The sequence below is a fragment of the Ruegeria sp. BA12 genome (assembly GCF_056539625.1).
The window spans coordinates 60199-78265 of sequence record NZ_JBQFVF010000011.1; the positions used below are offsets into that span (position 1 = coordinate 60199).

18 protein-coding genes and 1 tRNA gene are annotated in these 18067 nt (G+C 58.2%); 6 read left to right on the forward strand and 13 right to left on the reverse strand.

The genetic code is table 11. The features are described 5' to 3' along the window. Positions 1-137: 137 nt before the first annotated feature. From ACR0B0_RS17900 to ACR0B0_RS17915, 4 genes are all read left to right on the forward strand, one after another. Entirely contained in the window at positions 138-794 is a 657-nt protein-coding gene (locus tag ACR0B0_RS17900) for a 50S ribosomal protein L25/general stress protein Ctc (protein ID WP_170378990.1), read from the forward strand. A 138-nt stretch (positions 795-932) separates the two neighbouring features. After that, on the forward strand, positions 933-1613 hold the full coding sequence (gene pth / locus ACR0B0_RS17905) for an aminoacyl-tRNA hydrolase (RefSeq protein ID WP_480648964.1): 681 nt from the start codon (positions 933-935) through the stop codon (positions 1611-1613). 82 nt (positions 1614-1695) lie between these two features. Beyond that, the gene (locus tag ACR0B0_RS17910; protein ID WP_170378986.1) at positions 1696-2859 is read left to right on the forward strand and encodes a serine hydrolase domain-containing protein; all 1164 of its coding nucleotides are present in this window, start codon (positions 1696-1698) and stop codon (positions 2857-2859) included. 9 nt (positions 2860-2868) lie between these two features. Continuing rightward, positions 2869-3243 (forward strand): DUF2237 family protein, encoded by a 375-nt coding sequence (locus tag ACR0B0_RS17915; protein WP_170351755.1) that lies wholly within the window; start codon positions 2869-2871, stop codon positions 3241-3243. A gap of 42 nt (positions 3244-3285) precedes the next feature. On the opposite strand, the gene ACR0B0_RS17920 is transcribed toward ACR0B0_RS17915, so the two are convergent. From ACR0B0_RS17920 to rpsA, 8 genes are all read right to left on the reverse strand, one after another. Continuing rightward, a complete protein-coding gene (locus ACR0B0_RS17920) occupies positions 3286-4431 on the reverse strand; it encodes a slipin family protein (protein ID WP_170378983.1) in 1146 nt (381 codons plus the stop codon). A gap of 473 nt (positions 4432-4904) precedes the next feature. Next, positions 4905-4977: transfer RNA gene (locus ACR0B0_RS17925), tRNA-Gly, on the reverse strand. Positions 4978-5270: 293 nt separating this feature from the next. Next, complete coding sequence (gene trpB, locus ACR0B0_RS17930) at positions 5271-6518, reverse strand: tryptophan synthase subunit beta (protein ID WP_480648967.1); 1248 nt, start codon at positions 6516-6518, stop codon at positions 5271-5273. A gap of 67 nt (positions 6519-6585) precedes the next feature. Further along, positions 6586-6921, reverse strand: coding sequence for a hypothetical protein (locus ACR0B0_RS17935; protein WP_170351758.1), 336 nt, complete (start codon positions 6919-6921; stop codon positions 6586-6588). Between the two features lie 47 nt (positions 6922-6968). Beyond that, the gene (locus ACR0B0_RS17940) at positions 6969-7610 is read right to left on the reverse strand and encodes a phosphoribosylanthranilate isomerase (RefSeq protein WP_170351759.1); all 642 of its coding nucleotides are present in this window, start codon (positions 7608-7610) and stop codon (positions 6969-6971) included. Between the two features lie 9 nt (positions 7611-7619). Continuing rightward, positions 7620-7973, reverse strand: coding sequence for a lipopolysaccharide assembly protein LapA domain-containing protein (locus ACR0B0_RS17945; RefSeq protein WP_170351760.1), 354 nt, complete (start codon positions 7971-7973; stop codon positions 7620-7622). Between the two features lie 3 nt (positions 7974-7976). Next, a complete protein-coding gene (ihfB, locus tag ACR0B0_RS17950) occupies positions 7977-8261 on the reverse strand; it encodes an integration host factor subunit beta (RefSeq protein ID WP_037310872.1) in 285 nt (94 codons plus the stop codon). Between the two features lie 271 nt (positions 8262-8532). Beyond that, a complete protein-coding gene (gene rpsA / locus ACR0B0_RS17955) occupies positions 8533-10209 on the reverse strand; it encodes a 30S ribosomal protein S1 (RefSeq protein WP_010438032.1) in 1677 nt (558 codons plus the stop codon). Between the two features lie 308 nt (positions 10210-10517). On the opposite strand from rpsA, the gene ACR0B0_RS17960 reads away from it, so the two are divergent. Then, the gene (locus ACR0B0_RS17960) at positions 10518-11981 is read left to right on the forward strand and encodes a sulfatase family protein (protein WP_480648969.1); all 1464 of its coding nucleotides are present in this window, start codon (positions 10518-10520) and stop codon (positions 11979-11981) included. 187 nt (positions 11982-12168) lie between these two features. On the opposite strand, the gene ACR0B0_RS17965 is transcribed toward ACR0B0_RS17960, so the two are convergent. Beyond that, the gene (locus ACR0B0_RS17965; protein ID WP_480648971.1) at positions 12169-13854 is read right to left on the reverse strand and encodes a tryptophan halogenase family protein; all 1686 of its coding nucleotides are present in this window, start codon (positions 13852-13854) and stop codon (positions 12169-12171) included. Between the two features lie 220 nt (positions 13855-14074). Beyond that, positions 14075-14599: a hypothetical protein gene (locus ACR0B0_RS17970; RefSeq protein WP_170378974.1), complete on the reverse strand. Its 525-nt coding sequence runs from the start codon at positions 14597-14599 to the stop codon at positions 14075-14077. A 218-nt stretch (positions 14600-14817) separates the two neighbouring features. On the opposite strand from ACR0B0_RS17970, the gene ACR0B0_RS17975 reads away from it, so the two are divergent. Beyond that, positions 14818-15297 carry a YHS domain-containing (seleno)protein gene (locus ACR0B0_RS17975; protein ID WP_170351763.1) on the forward strand — a complete coding sequence of 160 codons (480 nt, stop codon included), beginning with the start codon at positions 14818-14820 and terminating at the stop codon, positions 15295-15297. An 18-nt stretch (positions 15298-15315) separates the two neighbouring features. Here the strand turns inward: ACR0B0_RS17975 and ACR0B0_RS17980 are convergent, their stop codons facing one another. From ACR0B0_RS17980 to trmB, 3 genes are all read right to left on the reverse strand, one after another. Further along, positions 15316-15933 (reverse strand): (d)CMP kinase, encoded by a 618-nt coding sequence (locus ACR0B0_RS17980; protein WP_226688943.1) that lies wholly within the window; start codon positions 15931-15933, stop codon positions 15316-15318. Next, positions 15930-17276, reverse strand: coding sequence for a 3-phosphoshikimate 1-carboxyvinyltransferase (gene aroA, locus ACR0B0_RS17985; protein WP_480648973.1), 1347 nt, complete (start codon positions 17274-17276; stop codon positions 15930-15932). Before aroA ends, ACR0B0_RS17980 begins: the two co-directional genes overlap by 4 nt. A 68-nt stretch (positions 17277-17344) precedes the next feature. Continuing rightward, positions 17345-18055 carry a tRNA (guanine(46)-N(7))-methyltransferase TrmB gene (gene trmB / locus ACR0B0_RS17990; RefSeq protein WP_480648975.1) on the reverse strand — a complete coding sequence of 237 codons (711 nt, stop codon included), beginning with the start codon at positions 18053-18055 and terminating at the stop codon, positions 17345-17347. Positions 18056-18067 lie beyond the last annotated feature (12 nt).

Genomic DNA, 18067 nt, shown 5'->3' on the forward strand with positions numbered 1-18067 from the left:
CTCGGAGCGCGAGGCAGAGCCTCGCTAAAAATTATTCGGGTGAACCCCTTTCCAAACCCAATGAATCGAGATAAGGACGCGGCTTCACGCGGGCATACAGCCTTGGAGGATGCCCGCCCTAACATTGGAGAATTATCATGGCTGGAGAGATTCCTGATCTCGTAGCTCTGGAACGGACGGGGACAGGCAAGGGCGCCGCTCGTCAAGCACGCCGAGACGGCATGGTTCCGGGCATTGTTTTTGGTGGCGATAAAGAGCCGCTGCCAATTCAGATCCCGTTCAACGTCCTGTTCAAGCGCCTGAAAGCAGGCCGGTTCAAGTCGACCCTGTGGAACCTGAAGGTTGAAGGCCACGAAGACGTTCGTGTCATCTGCCGCGACGTTCAGCGTGACGTTGTCAAAGACCTGCCGACTCACCTGGACCTGATGCGCCTGCGTCGGACCACTAAGATCGCGCTGTTCATCCCGGTTGAGTTCATCAACGAGGAAGAGGCCCCCGGCATCAAAAAGGGTGGCGTTCTGACCGTTGTCCGTCCGGAAGTCGAATTGATGTGTACCGCAGGTGACATTCCTGAAAAGATCGTTGTCGACGTGACCGGCATGGAGATCAACGACGTTGTCACCATCTCGGCCGTGGACCTGCCCGCAGGCACTAAGCCGACCATCGACCGTGACTTCGTGATTGCGAACGTTTCGGCACCGACCGGTCTGTCGACCGACGACGATGAGGAAGAAGGCGAAGAAGTGGCCGTTGACGAAGTTGAAGTCGTCGGCCAGGAAGAAGCAGAAGAATAAGTCCGGACCCAACAATTCGGATTTGGAAACGGGGCCTTGATCGGGCCCCGTTTTCTTTTGGCGCACGTGGGCTGGAAAACCGGTGGCATTCCGTGTCATCAACCACTTGCACATGTTGCAATGCACAAGGACGAGACTATGAAATTGTTTGTCGGATTGGGGAACCCGGGATCGAAATATGCCCGCAACCGGCACAATATCGGCTTTTTGGCTGTTGACCGCATTGCCGAGGATCACGGCTTTGGGCCGTGGAAATCCAAGTTTCAGGCCGAGATCTCCGAAGGTCGGTTAGGCCGCGAAAAGGTACTGCTGATCAAACCGCAGACCTTCATGAACCGTTCTGGTCAGTCCGTGGGTGAGGCGATGCGGTTTTACAAGCTCGACTCGACCGATGTGACGATCTTTCATGATGAGCTGGACCTCGCCCCCGGCAAGGTGCGCGTCAAGGCGGGCGGCGGGCATGCCGGGCACAACGGGCTACGTTCAATCCACGAACATATCAGCCCCGCCTATGATCGAGTACGGCTGGGGATCGGGCATCCGGGCCGGAAGGAAATGGTCTCTCCTTACGTCCTGGGCGACTTTGCCAGGGCCGACGCTGACTGGCTTGACGACGTGTTGCGCGGCGTGTCGGACGGTGCACGCTATCTGGCCGACGGGGATGGCGGCAAGTTCATGAACGCCGTCGCCCTACGCACAGCCCCGCCCCGGTCGTCAAAGTCACCGGCCGAGGCGCCCAAAGCAACCGCCAAACTTGCTGCAGAACCAGAGGTCGATACGCGCTCGGCCATGCAGAAGCTACTGGACAAGTTCAAATAAGACGGGTGACCTTGCCGCAACGTCCCAATTGCACAACGGCTTTTGGCGCGTTCCAATGCAGCATGGATCGGGGAGGCGACATATGAGATCTATGTTGAAATGGGTGCTGCGCATCGTGTTGATGCTGGTGCTGGCAGCGGTCGTTGTCGGGTTCTGGAAACGCGAAGAACTGCAACGCCTTATGGCCGTGAACTCGTTATTTTCCGAGGAAAAGATCGTTCACAACTTCTCTCATATGAACGACGCTTTCCTGACGGTCGACTTGCCCCGTGGCAACGGGCCGACCTGGGAATTGCCTTACGGACCCGGCTTTGATCTGCCCGAGGATACCGATGCGTGGATCGAAGATCGCGCTGTCACCTCTCTTCTGGTGATGCAGGACGGGCAAATCCGGTTCGAAGAATACTATCTGGGCACCACGCCCGAGGATCGCCGGATTTCGTGGTCGGTGGCCAAAAGCTATCTGTCCGCACTTTTCGGCATCCTGTTGGCCGAGGGCGCAATCGACTCGCTGGACGATCCCGTGGTGAAATATGCGCCGCAGTTGGAGGGCACCGCTTATAACGGCGCGTCGATCCGCAATGTGTTGAACATGGCCAGCGGAGTTACTTTCGATGAGGATTATTTCGACCCGAATTCGGACATCAACCGAATGGGTCGTGTCATCGCCTTGGGCGGAGAGTTGGACGATTTCGCGGCCTCACTGCAGGATACGTTCGCCACGCCGGGCGAGACCTGGCAATACGTGTCGATCGACACCCATGTAATCGGGATGGTCATCCGTGGGGCCACGGGGCGCAGCGTGACGGAATTACTGGTCGAAAAGATCATACAGCCACTAGGGCTGGAACACGACGGCTATTACGTGACTGACGGTACCGGGGTTGCTTTTGTGTTAGGTGGATTGAACTTCACCACGCGCGATTTCGCACGCTTTGGTCAGATGATCCTGCAAAATGGCGTCCATGACGGCCAGCAACTGGTCCCGGCCGACTGGATCACCGAATCCGTCCTGCCCAGCGCACCCACTGCGCCCGGCAAGATCGGCTATGGTTATCAATGGTGGATTCCCCTCGGTGCGCACGAAGGCGAGTTTCTAGCCCGTGGTGTGTACGGCCAGTACATCTATTTCGACCAGCCGCGCGGCGTGCTGATCGTCACAACCGGCGCAGATCGCCAGTTCCGCGATCCCGGCATCAACGAAGCAAACATAGAAATGTTCCGCAAGATCGCCCAAAGCCTGTAAGGTGGTCCTATGCAAAAACAAGACAGTATCAATGTATTGGGCGGCGTTCTCAGCCCCTGTTCCCGTGATCCGCTGACTGGTTTCTTTCGGGACGGGGCCTGCAATACCTGCCCCGAAGATCAGGGCAGCCACACGGTTTGCGCGGTGATGACGGCCGAGTTTCTGGCCTTTTCGAAATACGTTGGAAACGACCTGAGCACCCCGCGCCCGGAGTTCAACTTTCCGGGTCTGAACCCAGGTGACAGTTGGTGCCTGTGCGCCGCGCGCTTCCTGCAGGCCCATGACGAAGGTTGCGCCCCCAAGGTGCATCTTGAAGCCACCCACCAGCGGGCGCTTGAGATCATTCCGCTACGCCTTCTGAAAGAAAACGCCGCTTCAGAGTAAGCGGACCGGCCCAGAAACCCCCGGACCGGCCCTTATTCGGGATCACTCCCGCAGTTTGACAAGGTCAGACATCAGCCCTTCAGTCCCGTTATGGACCGTCAGCCGCTCGACCTTCCCGGCGATGGTTTCCAAAGCTTCCAGCTCTTTCAACCGCAGCATCACCGGGTTTTCCGCCATCACCTTCGCGGTGTTCAGTAGGGACCGCGTGGCGTTGGTTTCTTCCCGCCGCCGGATGACGTTGGCCTCAGCCTTTTTCTCGGCGGCGACCACGGCGGTCAGGATTTCCCGCATCTCACCGGGCAGGATGACGTCTTTCAACGCGATCTCCCCCACTTCGATACCGATCCCGGCCATCTGTGTCCGCACCCGATCCGCAGCCTCGGTGTCGACGGTCACCTTCTCGGCCAGCAGCCGGTCCAGCGTCATCGCCCCCAAAGTCTTCCGGAACGCCAGTTGCAGCGCCCGGTGCAAGGCCTGATCGAAGTCCTTGACCGACCCTACCGCCGTGACCGGATCAATGACCCGGTAATCGGCGGACAGGTTGACCCGGATGGTAACCCGGTCCTTGGTCAGGATCTCTTGCCCTGTCACCTCATGGGTCCGTTGCCGCAGGTCGATCTGTTTAACCTCGACGTTTCGCCCCACTTTCCAGAAGGCATGCGCCCCAGGGTCCAGCTGATCCACCAGTACCCCGTCAACCGTCAGCAGCCCGGTATGCCCTTCGGCAACCTCGACCTGCGTCAGGTTCAGCCGCAGCCCGGCCCGAACCAACCGCTGAGCCGCCACTTTGGGAACAACCATGGTCTCGGTCAGCGCGTGATGCTCGACCTTCCACGGCCCTGCGGCCTTCCAGACCAGCGCCCGCGCTTCGGGGTTCAGCACCCGAACAGGGACCCCATCCCGCAGCAGAACCAGAATTTCGTCAGGCCCAGCCCGGAACTCGGTCAGATGCTTGGCAGCCAGCTCGGGCCGGTTCTGCATCAGTGCCCGTTCATAGGGCGACACGAAAAAGAGCTTCTCCAGATCGTGCAACTCGGTCAGCACATCCTTGCGCGGCAGCCGGTGTTTCCCGGCACCCAGGATTGCATCGAACACCCCGTTGCGCAGGACCAGCATCCGCTGGGTCTCGGTCAGGGTCAGCCGCCGATGGCCGGTCAGCCGGTCAATCAGATCTTGGAACAGTGTCATATCATTTCTCCTTTTCGTCTCGCTCTATCGTCGTCGCAAATGCGAACTCCTTTTCATGTTTTCAGTGGGTTGCACCCCGAACGGGTGACAGGTGTGAGGCCTTCGGACGAAGGCAGGAAAGATCCGAGCATCCCCCGCGCCATGACCCTGCGCGGGAAGGTCAGAGAGAGGGGCGCGGGACCGATGCGCCGCCTTGCCCAAAGGGCTAAGCGGGGCACCGATCCGGCGGCACCGTCATCTGCCCTCCGGCCCAAGACCAGAGCAGCGAAGACCCCTGCCCCGCCCGGCCAAAGCCTGACGTTGCGCGGTGTCACCCCTGCTGGGGAACACCCGGACCCTTATGATTTTGGACCGTTTTCACGGGCCGGCGTGGAAGGCCGGTGCTGACTTAACAGCTTTGTCAAATGACGGGATTCGAACCCGTTACACATCGATTTGCGGTCGATTGCTCTCACCAGAATGAGCTACATTTGGAGCTTTGGAAGGAATTGAACCTTCGCCTACAGATGGGAAACCTGCCGCTCTATCCAACTGAGCTACAAAGCGTACCAATCCCCGGTTTCGGCCCTGGCATACGGTTTCGGCAGCGCCGTCCGCACCGAGAGAGTGATCACCTCTGCCCGCTAGGGTCCGGCCCGATGTGACCGGTAACGGCGGGTTTAGGCGAAAGGTTTGGATTCGCTCAATAAATTTCTGAAGGTCAAAATCGCACCTGTGGCGGTCACGCAACAAAGTTACCCAGTTGCGCAATATTCGAAAAGCTCAGGGCTGAAATTTAAAGCGGCACACCCGTTTCAGGCGCGCCGCTCTTGTCAAAAATTTCAAATTTTACCGCTTGGTCAGTCGGCGCTGCGGCCTTCGGTATCCGACATGTCGAAGTTCAGATATTTGGCCACGGTCTGTACGTCCTTGTCGCCACGCCCGCACATATTCATGCAGATCAGGTGATCTCTGGGCAGCTCGGGCGCGATTTTCATCACATGTGCCAGCGCATGGCTGGGCTCGAGCGCCGGAATGATACCCTCGGACGCGCAGCACAGCTGGAACGCCTCCAGCGCTTCTTTGTCGGTGATAGCCACATAGTTGGCGCGGCCAATATCGTTCAGCCACGAGTGCTCGGGACCGATACCCGGATAATCCAGACCGGCCGAGATTGAATAGCCTTCCAGAATCTGTCCGTCGTCATCCTGCAGCAAGTAGGTGCGGTTGCCGTGCAAAACGCCCGGACGCCCGCCGGTCAGCGAGGCGCAGTGCTCCATCTTCTCGTTCACGCCTTTGCCGCCGGCCTCAACGCCAATGATGTTGACGTCTTTGTCGTCGAGGAACGGGTAAAACAGGCCCATTGCGTTCGATCCACCACCAATGGCGGCAATGATCGTGTCGGGCAGACGACCTTCGGCCTTCATCATCTGTTCCTTGGCTTCCTTGCCAATGATCGACTGGAAATCCCGGACCATCGCCGGGTACGGGTGCGGACCAGCGACGGTGCCTATGCAATAGAACGTGTCGCGGACATTGGTTACCCAGTCGCGCAGCGCGTCGTTCATCGCGTCTTTCAGCGTGCCACGGCCAGAGGTCACCGGGATCACCTCGGCGCCCAGCAAGCGCATGCGGAACACATTCGGAGCCTGACGCTGCACGTCATGCGCGCCCATGTAGACCACACATTTCAGACCGAATTTGGCGCAGACAGTCGCGGTGGCTACGCCGTGCTGCCCTGCACCGGTTTCCGCAATGATCCGGGTCTTGCCCATGCGTCGCGCCAGAATGATCTGGCCCAGAACGTTGTTGATCTTGTGCGCGCCGGTGTGGTTCAGCTCATCGCGTTTCAGGTAGATTTTCGCGCCGCCCAGATGCTCGGTCAGGCGTTCCGCGAAATACAGCGGTGACGGGCGGCCCACATAATTCGCCCACAGGTCGTCCATCTCAGCCCAGAAGGTGGGATCGTCCTTGGCCTTTTCATATTCCTCTTCCAGCGACAGGATCAGAGGCATCAGCGTTTCGCTGACGAACCGCCCGCCGAATATGCCGAAACGGCCCTTTTCGTCAGGTCCGGACATGAAGGAATTGAAAAGATCGTTGGCCATGGGTGTCTCCCTCGTCGTACCCGTTGTTCATAGGAGGTGACGACAGGATTTGCCATGGCAAAACGTATCATTCCGCCGCTTGAACATGCTGTGCCCAAACCTGTAACGCCTGCTGGTTGCTGGGCACGGCAATACAGGGAAAGTGATAGAACTGATTCACATCTGCCAGTCGATTGGCCGCTAGAACGACCTGGCGGTGGGGACCCGACTGAGCAAAGGTTAACATGGCTTCGAGGTCGTGCCAGACGCTTAGCGAGAAATACAGCCCCTGGTGTGGGAACACGCCAGCATGCATGCACAAGGGGTCACCGCGCGCTTGTAGCAATGCCTGACGGGCGCGCCAGAAGAACTCTGGCCCATAGTACCATCGTTTCAATGAAACTCCGCCGATCGCCGCCAGCATGATTACGTCCTCCCCTATCGGGGATACGCAGGTGTTTGCCGATCAGATCACCGGGTCGCGTCGATAAAGGCCCGGACCAATGCCGAATCCTTGACGCCGGGTGCGCCTTCGACTCCTGACGAGACATCCACCTGTCGCGCGCCGGTCATGCGGATCGCCTCGGCGACGTTCTTGGGCGTCAGCCCCCCGGCCAGCATCCACGGACGTTGCCAGTATTTGCGTCCCGCTAACAGACGCCAGTCAAACGCCAGACCATTGCCACCCGGCAGTTCCGCGTTACGTGGCGGCTTGGCGTCGATCAGCAGCTGGTCGGCAACTTCGGAATAGAGATCAATCGCAGCAAGGTCTTCTGCCTCGGCCACGCCGATAGCCTTCATCACCGGCAAACCAAATCGGTCGCGAACCTCGGCCACCCGATCCGGGCTTTCCTTGCCGTGCAGTTGCAACATGTCCAGCGGTACATTGGCGACGATCCGGTCTAATTCCTCATCCGTCGCATTCACCGTCAGGGCGACCTTGGCAACCCCGGCGGGCACCAAATGGGCCAGTTCTGCGGCGGCCGGGACCTCAAGATGGCGGGGCGATTTGGGAAAGAAGACAAACCCGATATAGCGTGCGCCAGCATCCACCGCTGCGCGCACGTGATCAGGGGCGGTCAGACCACAGATTTTGACGGAGACATCAGACATAAAAGGGCCTCAGCTGGCCTCGTCCAACAGCGCCAGAACTTCGTCCTGACCTTCGTTCTGCTTTTTCTTGAGCTTCTTAACCTCACGCTCAAGCTTGCGCACTTCGCTCTTCTTTGCAGTCGCATCACGGCGATGCTTATGCTCGCGCAGCCATTCCCACAGGAAACCGATGATCAGGCCCGCAACCACACCGCCCAGCACCACGACAAACAGCGGCAGCGACGTGCTGAGGTTAAAGCCCAAAAGCTCGGCAAAAGCTTCGGGCATCAGGGTCAGTTCAACCGTTTCGCGATTGGCCAGCGAGACGGAGATGAGAACGATCCCGAGGATCGCCAGAAAAGCATATCGAAGGTAGCGTATCATGCCCTAGGCTTTACCGTTCAATCGGTCCCTTAGCAACTTGCCAGTTTTGAAAAATGGAACACATTTTTCTTCGACCTGAACAGTTTCCCCGGTGCGCGGATTGCGGCCAACGCGCGCGTCGCGCTGTTTTACCGAAAAGGCACCAAAGCCACGTAGCTCTACGCGGTCACCGCGTGCCATGGCATCCGTCACTTCCTCGAACACGGTATTCACGATCCGCTCGACGTCGCGTTGATACAGATGCGGGTTTTCGTCGGCGATTTTCTGAATCAGTTCTGAACGGATCATAAGCGTTACCCTCCCAGGCGACCGGTTAGCCATCTCTATTTATTTGGACAGTATAGGAAAAAACCGTGATCGGGGGAACGTAAACTCTGTGTGCAAAGCCTTCATTTTCGCGCCAAGTCACGCGTTTTTTTGCTTGCGAGCGTGAAATTCACCGCAAAAGCGTGAACGACAGCCGGAATAAGCCCAAATTTTGGAACATATTGATTCGCAACAAAAACGGCCCCGCGCGGATACGCGGGGCCGTAAATTCGGCTAAGGCTGAGGCCCGGGCTTAGTCGCCCGATTTCAGCGCTGCACCCAGGATATCGCCCAGCGATGCGCCCGAGTCGGAGGAACCATACTGTTCCACGGCCTCTTTCTCTTCGGCTATCTCGCGTGCTTTGATCGACAGGCCCAGACGGCGGGTCTTGCTGTCGACGTTGGTGACGCGGACGTCGACCTTGTCACCAACCGAGAAACGCTCGGGGCGCTGTTCGGCACGGTCACGGCTCAGGTCCGAACGGCGGATGAAGGACTTCATGCCTTCGTATTCCACCTCGATGCCGCCATCTTCGATTGCGGTCACTTCGACGGTCACGATCGAGCCACGCTTCACGCCGCCCACGGCTTCGGCAAACTTGTCACCGCCCAGGGCTTTGATCGACAGCGAGATACGCTCTTTTTCCACGTCAACTTCCGAGACAACGGCTGAAACCATGTCGCCTTTGCGGTAGTTCTGGATCGCATCCTCGCCACGCTCGTCCCAGGACAGGTCCGACAGGTGAACCATGCCGTCGATGTCGCCTTCGAGGCCAATGAACAGACCGAATTCGGTGATGTTCTTGACTTCGCCTTCGACCTCGGTGCCCTCGGGGTGTGTTTCTGCAAACACTTCCCATGGGTTGCGCTGAGTCTGTTTCAGGCCCAGAGACACGCGACGCTTGGCGCCGTCGATTTCCAGAACCATGACGTCGACTTCCTGGCTGGTCGAAACGATCTTGCCGGGGTGGACGTTTTTCTTGGTCCAGGACATCTCGGACACGTGCACCAGACCTTCGACACCGGCTTCCAGCTCGACGAACGCGCCGTAGTCGGTGATGTTGGTGACGCGACCCTGATGGACCGAGCCCAGAGGATACTTGGCAGCAACCAGATCCCACGGATCTTCCTGCAGCTGTTTCATGCCCAGGCTGATGCGGTGGGTCTCTTTGTTGATCTTGATGACCTGAACCTTGATGGTTTCGCCGATCGTCAGGATCTCGGACGGGTGGTTCACACGGCGCCATGCCATGTCGGTGACGTGCAGCAGGCCGTCAACGCCGCCCAGGTCAACAAATGCACCGTATTCGGTGATGTTCTTGACGACACCCTCGACGGTCTGACCTTCGGACAGGTTGCCGATGACTTCGGCACGCTGCTCGGCACGCGATTCTTCCAGGATTGCGCGGCGCGAAACAACGATGTTGCCACGGCGGCGGTCCATTTTCAGAATCTGGAACGGCTGCTTCAGACCCATCAGCGGGCCAGCGTCGCGCACGGGGCGAACGTCAACCTGCGAGCCGGGCAGGAACGCGACTGCGCCACCCAGATCGACGGTGAAGCCACCTTTGACGCGACCAAAGATTGCACCTTCGACGCGCTGGTCGTCGGCATATGCTTTTTCCAGACGGTCCCATGCCTCTTCACGGCGGGCCATCTCGCGCGAGATGACAGCTTCGCCACGGGCGTTTTCTGCGGCGCGCAGGTAAACTTCGACCTCGTCGCCTACAGCGATTTCAGGGGCTTCGCCGGGATTTGCGAATTCTTTCAGATCAACGCGGCCTTCCATTTTGTAGCCTACGTCGATGATGGCTTGGCCGGCTTCGATCGCCAGAACCTTGCCTTTGACAACAGAACCCTCTTCGGGTGTGTCCATTTCGAAGCTTTCGTTCAGGAGGGCTTCGAATTCCTCCATGGATGCGTTAGCCATGTGGCGTTGTTTTCCTTTACATAACGTTTTTACTGGCCGAGCGGTTGTTTCCGCCGGTCTTGTTTCATGATGCCTTCAGGCGTGATCCGGGGCGCATCTGACTACACAAACACAAAGGGCCGAGGTAACCCGGCCCTGCTCAGATACGTCATCCGGACGTTGACCGCCCTTGTTCAGACGCGTGCTCTATAGCGAGTCTGCTGAAGCACTGCAAGTCAAAGCCGGAAAGCGACCCAGTTGTCGCAAGTTAAAGTCCTCCGTCGGCGAAACGATGCTAGGCTCAATCCAGCGATCAAGGAGCAGACGATTTGAATTTTCTGGTCATTATTTCCGACGAACACCGTAAGGACGCGATGGGATGCGCTGGCCACCCGATCGTCAAAACCCCCAATCTGGACGCCTTGGCGGCGCGGGGTACGATGTTCACCTCGGCTTATACACCGTCGCCAATGTGCGTTCCCACCCGCGCCGCGTTGGCTACCGGAGAGTGGGTGCATACCACTGGTCACTGGGACAGCGCGACACCCTATGCCGGGCATCCGCGCAGTTGGATGCGTCAACTGCGAGACACGGGGCGCGAGGTCGTCTCGATCGGCAAGCTGCATTTTCGCTCGGCCGAGGATGACAACGGTTTCTCGCAGGAAATACTTCCCATGCATGTCGTCGGAGGAATTGGTTGGGCCGTCGGCCTGCTGCGCGAGAACCCGCCCGCGTATGATTCAGCCGCCGAACTGGCGGGTGATGTCGGCACCGGGTCCAGCACCTATACCGACTATGATCTGGATATTACCGCCGCATCTGAGGTATGGCTGACCGATCCGAAACGTCACGATGCACCATGGGCCGCCTTTGTGTCCCTGGTCAGCCCGCATTATCCGCTGACTTGCCCCGAGGAATGGTACGACCATTATGATCCCGCGGATATGGACCTGCCGGTGGGCTATGGCCACGGCCTCCCTGATCACGCAGAGCTGCAAAACATTGCGTCGTTCTTCAACTACGATGACTATTTTGATGAACAAAAGATGCGCGAAGCCAAGGCCGCATACTACGGGCTAACATCCTTCATGGACGACTGCGTGGGGCGCATCCTGACAGCTCTGACCCAAAGTGGTCAGGCCGAAAATACGGTCATTGTCTATGTTTCAGACCATGGCGACATGATGGGCGATCAGGGGTTCTGGACCAAACAGGTGATGTATGAGGCCAGCGCCGGGGTTCCGATGATCCTCGCCGGACCCGGTATTCCCAACGGCAAGCAAGTCTCAACCTGTACAAACCTGACAGACATTGCAGCAACCGCACGGGACGTCTGCGGTGTTCCTGATGATGCAGGCAATACCGATCAACCGGGCGTTTCGCTTATCGATCTGGCCACGGCACCGGATGATCCCAACCGAACCGGGTTTAGTGAATATCATGACGGGGGGTCAAAAACCGGCAGCTTTATGGTGCGCTGGGATAAGTGGAAATACGTCTATTACGTTGGGCATGACCCCCAACTATTTGATCTTGCATCGGACCCGAATGAACAGACCAATCGCGCCACGGACAGAGTTAACGACCCCGAAGTTCAAGCGGCGTTGGTCGAAGGCGAACGCCGTCTGCGCGAAATATGTGACCCCGAAGAGGTCAACGCGCGTGCCTTTGAGGATCAGCGTAAGAAGATTGCCGAGCTGGGCGGAGAAGAAGCCTGTCGAACGGCATTCGTCTTCAACCACACTCCAACCCCGTCCGAGCAAGAAAAGCAGCGCGAAGGATCCGCGCTCTAGTTCAGAATTCCTCGCCTTCTTTTGAGAAGCTCGTATCAGCTCACGCTGAAGGTCACCGCGCCCGAACTGATGTGTGCCGCCGCAATCGCGCGCCCAGAGCGTCAAAGAACCATTCTGAGGGTAGAGAATATAACACTCCACCCTCAGCTTCACCTCAAGCGCCCTCAGTAGCGAACGCAAAGAAGGTCTAGAACAGTTGCAAATCCTTCGCGCCGCTTTGGATTTCGGCAAAGTTCGGCATGTTTTGGATCGGTACGGATGATGGCGCCGCGCCCGGCATCGCAACTGTCGGCTTCGTCGCCATTGTCTTGCCGAATGCTGGTCGCTGCAACTCCCCTCGGATATCATGCAACAGCATTTTGTGATCCGGCATTTTTGTGAGGATCTGCGCAAGATGTGCTTTCGCAGTCTTCATACCCTGGAACCAAATCTGTCGCTTCAGTGGCCGCAGACGATCACGGATGCCGGTCCCGTAACCGGTATCATAAACCTGTTTGCCCAATAGAACCGTTTGGTAAACGCGAAAGTTGAACAACGTCGCAAATTCGATGTCATGTTCCATTGGCAGACGATGCTGCCATAGCTCCAGGTTTTCGGCCAACCGATCCGGTATCTTCATCTCTGTCCGCGCATCGATCCAATACTGATCGTCAGTGCGGTTACCCAATCGATAGTGAAGACAGATGAACTCCAGAACCTCATCATAAAGCTTATTCATCTGCTGGTTATACCGCGTCCGCAAGGATGGCTCGATGTCTCGCGTGGGCAAGTGTTCCGCAAACCACCGCACCGCATGATCGACCATATGTATCGCCGTACTCTCTAGCGGTTCAATAAACCCGCCGGACAGGCCGATCGCCAAACAGTTCTTAACCCAGGCATTGCGCACACGCCCAATGCGCATGGGGATCACGCGCGGCGTCGCGCCCTTGCCGCTGTCACCCAGCCATTTGAGGTATTCATCCGCCGCCTGATCATCCGTGCGGTGCGCGGATGAGAACACATAACCCGTTCCCACACGGTTATAGAGAGGCACCCGCCAGGTCCAACCTGCGCCAAGAGCGGTCGAGCGCGTGACGCTTTCAATCTTCTTTGGGTTGGGATGCTCGATCTGCAACGCCATGGCGCGATCATTTGGCAAATAGTCCGAGTAATCCATAAACGGTTCGCCAAGCGCTTGGTTGATGATCAAGCCTCGGAATCCGGTACAGTCTATGACCATCTCGATGTCGTGGCGGCCCTGGCGTTCCAACATCAGATGGCTGACATTGCCCTGTTCATCCAGTTCGACCGATTTCACCTCATCTTGAATATGCTCCACACCGCGCTTGGTGCAGACTTTGGTGAGCATGCCGGCAAATTTCACAGCATCCAGATGATACGCATAGCCAAACCGCTGTTCGTATTCAGGCTGCCCCAACTGCCGTGCGCCTTTGCACAGACGAGCCAGATCATCATGTGGTGAGATGGACCGCGTAAAATCCCGATCCCCATTGCCAAAGCGCAAGAAATACTCGGCTGTTTCCAACCCTTCCAACAATTGGCCATGCGCAAAGGGGTTCACATAATCGATGCGATTGCCTTTGCGGTCCTTGTTCCAGTTGCAAAACTTCACACCCAGCTTGAACGACGCGTTGGTTTCGCGAAAAAAGTCCCGCTCGGAAATACCCGCCTGACGGAGCGTGACCGGCATGCGCGGCACTGTCGCCTCGCCCACACCCACTGTCGCGATATTGGGGCTCTCGATCAGGCATATGCGAGGGCGATCCTTTTCCGCTGACGTGCGTGAAAGCACCATTTCCAGTATCAGCGCGGTCATCCACCCTGCTGTGCCGCCACCGACGATGGTGATCTTGCGCAAACGATTATTCATGTTTTTTTGTCCCTGTTGGCTCAAGGGATATTATAGCTACGTGCCCATTTTTTGTGTTTTGGACTTAGATCGCAGCTTTCCCTTATGGCGTATCCAAGACTATAACAGCTTTATTGCGTCCAGCTAGGGCCTATAGCACTGGGAATTTCAGGCCTATCGTACAGGATTGAGATCTGTGGAGTGGGCAGGTATCAGCACAGGCTCGAATCCTGAACGCTCGTCAAATCTCCTCACCTTTCTTCAGAAGATCTTCGATCAATTGTCGCTGCAATTCGTTGCTGTCACCGCCACCAAATTGAATCGCCCCTCCGGTGTAGGACGTGCCGTAAGTTGCAGCGATATTCACTGTCTGCGCCAAGCCAGAGATCAGTTGGTCCTTCTTCAAAGACGAAAGCGGATGAATGAATGTTGCCCAAACGATTCCGTTGGCAATCGCATAGCGCGCATCCAAAGCGGTGTCGAAATTGGCCTGCATCATTCTGTGCAATTCCTCTTTTGACAGTTCATCAGCACTACGAACCGCCACCATCGCACGCATGCGATCAGTGCTGATATCCGTGACGACCAGAACAGGCACATCCGACAGCGTCAAAGCAAAGCCCGGCCCCTGCGGCTGTGCCTCGGGATCAAGCGCAAAGAGGATCTTGCCCAGACGTTCATAGTCCATCGGTGGCTCGGTCTCAGGCGCATCTTGGGCCGCCAGACCTCCGGCCAGAAAAATCAACACTAGGGCTAGTCGGATCATGGCATCTCTCCTGCAGGCTATTCCCTTACAATAGGTACCTGCCTGGACCCTGACCAAACAAAGCTTAGTGAAGAGTATGTCGTGCGCCGCCACAAGTTTGAACGATCTGCAAGGTTTGCCGATCTTACTGCGATAGCCCGTTCAAAACACTGCCCCTAACTTTGTTTCAGCGGTTGGCTCCCCCGCCGACCCGAACCTGAACAGGAAAGGAAAACACAATGAAATCTCTGGTTCTGACAACCCTGATCGCCACCTTGCCCCTGATCGCCGCACCGGCCTTTGCAGCGGATGAGATCAATGTCTCGAACGGCATCTCGGCCGCGGGCGCGCCCTTGGCAGCACATGGCGTCGATCTGGTGGCCCTGGTCAACGAAGGTAACCCGGTCGAAGGGTTTGCCACCCATTCCTCGACCTACGACGGGGCATCGTACTACTTCACCAGCGCCGCCAATCTCGAGGCGTTCGAGGCCAACCCCACCGCCTATCTGCCACAGCACGGCGGGTTCTGTTCCTTCGGCGTGTCTGTCGGCAAGAAATTTGATGGCGACCCGGACCAGTATCTGGTCACAGACGGCAAGCTGTATCTGTTCCTGAACGCTGAAACTCGGGCTGCGTTTCTGAAAGACGTGCCAGCCACAGCAAAAACCGCTGATGATCAGTGGGCGCAGATCAAATCCGTCGCCGTAGGCGAGCTGTAATTACCACTCCCCGCGGCGTTAGGACGTTGCGGGGCGTTTGCTTTCGACAAGAGCTACGGCCTGGGCCAAAGCAGCTTCGATACTCAGATCAGACGTATCCAACAGCACAGCATCTGCGGCAGGCTTCATCGGCGCAGCACTGCGTTCGGCATCCCGCACGTCGCGTTCGCGCACATCTGCAAGCACAAACTCTCGGGTCACATCAGCGCCCTTTGCGCGCAGTTCCAAAAAGCGGCGCTCTGCCCGCACTTCGGCACTGGCGGTAACAAACAGTTTTACTTCGGCCTCGGGGCAAATCACCGTACCGATATCGCGCCCATCCAGCACAGCCCCCCCTGCCCGACGGGCAAAGGCGCGCTGGAAATCCACCAACGCCGCGCGCACCTCGGGGATCACTGCCGCTTTCGAGGCCGCCTGCGCAATCTCGGCCGTACGCAAATCGCCTTGTTCCAGTTCTTCCGCAGTCAAAGCCTGCGCCGCCTCGATGGGGTCAGTCCCGTCCAGCGTTCGGCGCCCGACCGCGCGATACAGCAGCCCCGTATCCAGATGCGCAAAACCGAACAGCGCCGCCACCCCTTTCGAGATCGTCCCCTTGCCCGCCGCCGCAGGGCCGTCGATGGCGACGGTGAAACTCATGTGCGTTCGACCTTGGCACCCAGGGCGGCCATCAGCGGCTCGAAAATCGGGAACGAGGTCGCGATTGGCCCGCCGTCATCCACGGAAACCGGAGACTTCGCACCCATCCCCATGACCATGAACGACATGGCAATGCGGTGATCAAGATAGCTTTCGCAGGTGCCACCACCGGGGACGTTACCGATGCCCAACCCTTCGACCGACCACCATTCTTCGCCCTCGTCCACGGTCACACCATTGGCCCGCAACCCGCGCGCCATGGCGTCAATCCGGTCGCTTTCCTTGACGCGCAGCTCTTTCACGCCGCCCATCATCGTGGTGCCGTTGGCATTGGCCGCAACCACAGACAACACAGGATATTCGTCGATCATCGAGGCCGCGCGTTCGGGCGGCACATTGATCCCCTTCATATTCGGAGAGTATTTCGCGCGCAGATCAGCGACGGGTTCGCCGCCCTCTTCCCGCTCATTTTCGTACGTCAGATCCGCGCCCATTTCGCGCAATGTGGTGAACAGCCCCGCGCGGGTCGGGTTCAGGCCGATGCCCGGCACCAACACGTCAGAGCCCGGCGTGATTAGTGCCGCACATACCGGAAAGGCCGCACTGGACGGGTCGCGCGGCACAGCGATGACCTGCGGTTTCAACTCAGGGCGGCCGGTCAGCGTGATCACCCGGCCTTCATCCGTATCCTCGACGTTGATTTCGGCCCCGAAACCGGCCAGCATCCTTTCCGAGTGGTCACGGGTGGCCTCTTTCTCAATCACAACGGTCTTGCCCGGCGCGTTCAGACCGGCCAGCAGCACCGCGGACTTCACCTGCGCCGACGGCACCGGCACCTCATACCGCACCGGTACAGGCTCTGCCGCACCCACGATGGTCATCGGCAGCCGCCCGCCCGAGCGCCCAACCGATTGCGTTCCGAACAGTACCAGTGGATCGGTGACGCGGGCCATCGGTCGCTTGTTCAGGCTTGCATCACCCGTGAAGGTCGCGGAAATCGGGCAGGTCGCCATCGCGCCCATGATCAGCCGGACACCGGTACCCGAGTTGCCGCAATCAATCACCTGATCGGGCTCGGCAAATCCACCAACGCCCACGCCATGCACACTCCATTCACCGTCGCCGTGATCCGTGACCTCAGCCCCAAAGGCGCGCATGGCCTTGGCGGTGTCCAGAACATCCTCACCTTCCAGCAGGCCCGAGATTCTGGTCTCACCCACCGCCATTGCGCCCAGGATCAGCGACCGGTGCGAGATCGACTTGTCACCGGGCACTTCTGCCGTGCCGGTCAGCGGGCCGCAGGGATGCGAGGTCATCGGGATAGGCGTGCCGTGTCCGGACATGGGGGCTCCTGTTTTCGCTATCAGTTCAAGGCGGATTAGCGAATTGGAGCCGGTTGGTCCAGCGGCAATCAGTCTTTGCGCCGGAAGGTCAGGTAATGTGGCGTCCGGCCTTCACGCAAAGCCTTTTGTTCATAGCGGGTGGAAATCCAGTCATCCCACGGTTCGCGCCAATCAGCGGGGCGTTCGGCCAGCCATTCAAACCTGGCACGTGGAACCTCCTCCAACGTCTGGCGGACGTAATCGGGAATGTCGGTGGCAACGCGAAAAATCGAACCGGGCTTTAACGTGCGGGCAAGTGGCTCCAGATGTTCCTGCGTCACAAACCGCCGACGGTGATGACGCGTCTTGGGCCATGGGTCAGGATACAAAAGAAACGCCCGTGAAATGCTGGCCTCGGGCAGCACATCGAACAAATCCCGCGCATCGCCGGGATGAACGGCCAGGTTTTCGACCCCGGCCTTGCGGATCTTGCCCAGCAACATGGCGACGCCGTTGATATACGGCTCGGCCCCAATGATACCGATATCGGGGTTGCTGGCGGCCTGATGGACCAGGTGCTCACCACCGCCAAAGCCGACCTCAAGCCAGACATCTTTACCGCCGAACAGTGCCTTTAGGTCCAGCGGATGACGTTCAGGATTTGCGTCCCAGTCCACCGCACCAGGCGACAAAGCATCGAGGTCTTCGTTCAGATACGTCTTTTGACTCTGCTTCAGGGCCTTGCCCTTAAAGCGGCCATAGAAGTTTCTGCGGGGGCGTTGGGGTGTCTGGGTGCTCATGGCGGTGCCCAT

Coding starts and splice junctions, on each gene's coding strand:
- ACR0B0_RS17900 (WP_170378990.1), top strand. CDS start 138: ATGGCTGGAGAGATTCCTGATCTCGTAGCTCTGGAACGGACGGGGACA.
- pth (WP_480648964.1), top strand. CDS start 933: ATGAAATTGTTTGTCGGATTGGGGAACCCGGGATCGAAATATGCCCGC.
- ACR0B0_RS17910 (WP_170378986.1), top strand. CDS start 1,696: ATGAGATCTATGTTGAAATGGGTGCTGCGCATCGTGTTGATGCTGGTG.
- ACR0B0_RS17915 (WP_170351755.1), top strand. CDS start 2,869: ATGCAAAAACAAGACAGTATCAATGTATTGGGCGGCGTTCTCAGCCCC.
- ACR0B0_RS17920 (WP_170378983.1), bottom strand. CDS start 4,431: ATGACACTGTTCCAAGATCTGATTGACCGGCTGACCGGCCATCGGCGG.
- trpB (WP_480648967.1), bottom strand. CDS start 6,518: ATGGCCAACGATCTTTTCAATTCCTTCATGTCCGGACCTGACGAAAAG.
- ACR0B0_RS17935 (WP_170351758.1), bottom strand. CDS start 6,921: ATGCTGGCGGCGATCGGCGGAGTTTCATTGAAACGATGGTACTATGGG.
- ACR0B0_RS17940 (WP_170351759.1), bottom strand. CDS start 7,610: ATGTCTGATGTCTCCGTCAAAATCTGTGGTCTGACCGCCCCTGATCAC.
- ACR0B0_RS17945 (WP_170351760.1), bottom strand. CDS start 7,973: ATGATACGCTACCTTCGATATGCTTTTCTGGCGATCCTCGGGATCGTT.
- ihfB (WP_037310872.1), bottom strand. CDS start 8,261: ATGATCCGTTCAGAACTGATTCAGAAAATCGCCGACGAAAACCCGCAT.
- rpsA (WP_010438032.1), bottom strand. CDS start 10,209: ATGGCTAACGCATCCATGGAGGAATTCGAAGCCCTCCTGAACGAAAGC.
- ACR0B0_RS17965 (WP_480648971.1), bottom strand. CDS start 13,854: ATGAATAATCGTTTGCGCAAGATCACCATCGTCGGTGGCGGCACAGCA.
- ACR0B0_RS17970 (WP_170378974.1), bottom strand. CDS start 14,599: ATGATCCGACTAGCCCTAGTGTTGATTTTTCTGGCCGGAGGTCTGGCG.
- ACR0B0_RS17975 (WP_170351763.1), top strand. CDS start 14,818: ATGAAATCTCTGGTTCTGACAACCCTGATCGCCACCTTGCCCCTGATC.
- ACR0B0_RS17980 (WP_226688943.1), bottom strand. CDS start 15,933: ATGAGTTTCACCGTCGCCATCGACGGCCCTGCGGCGGCGGGCAAGGGG.
- aroA (WP_480648973.1), bottom strand. CDS start 17,276: ATGTCCGGACACGGCACGCCTATCCCGATGACCTCGCATCCCTGCGGC.
- trmB (WP_480648975.1), bottom strand. CDS start 18,055: ATGAGCACCCAGACACCCCAACGCCCCCGCAGAAACTTCTATGGCCGC.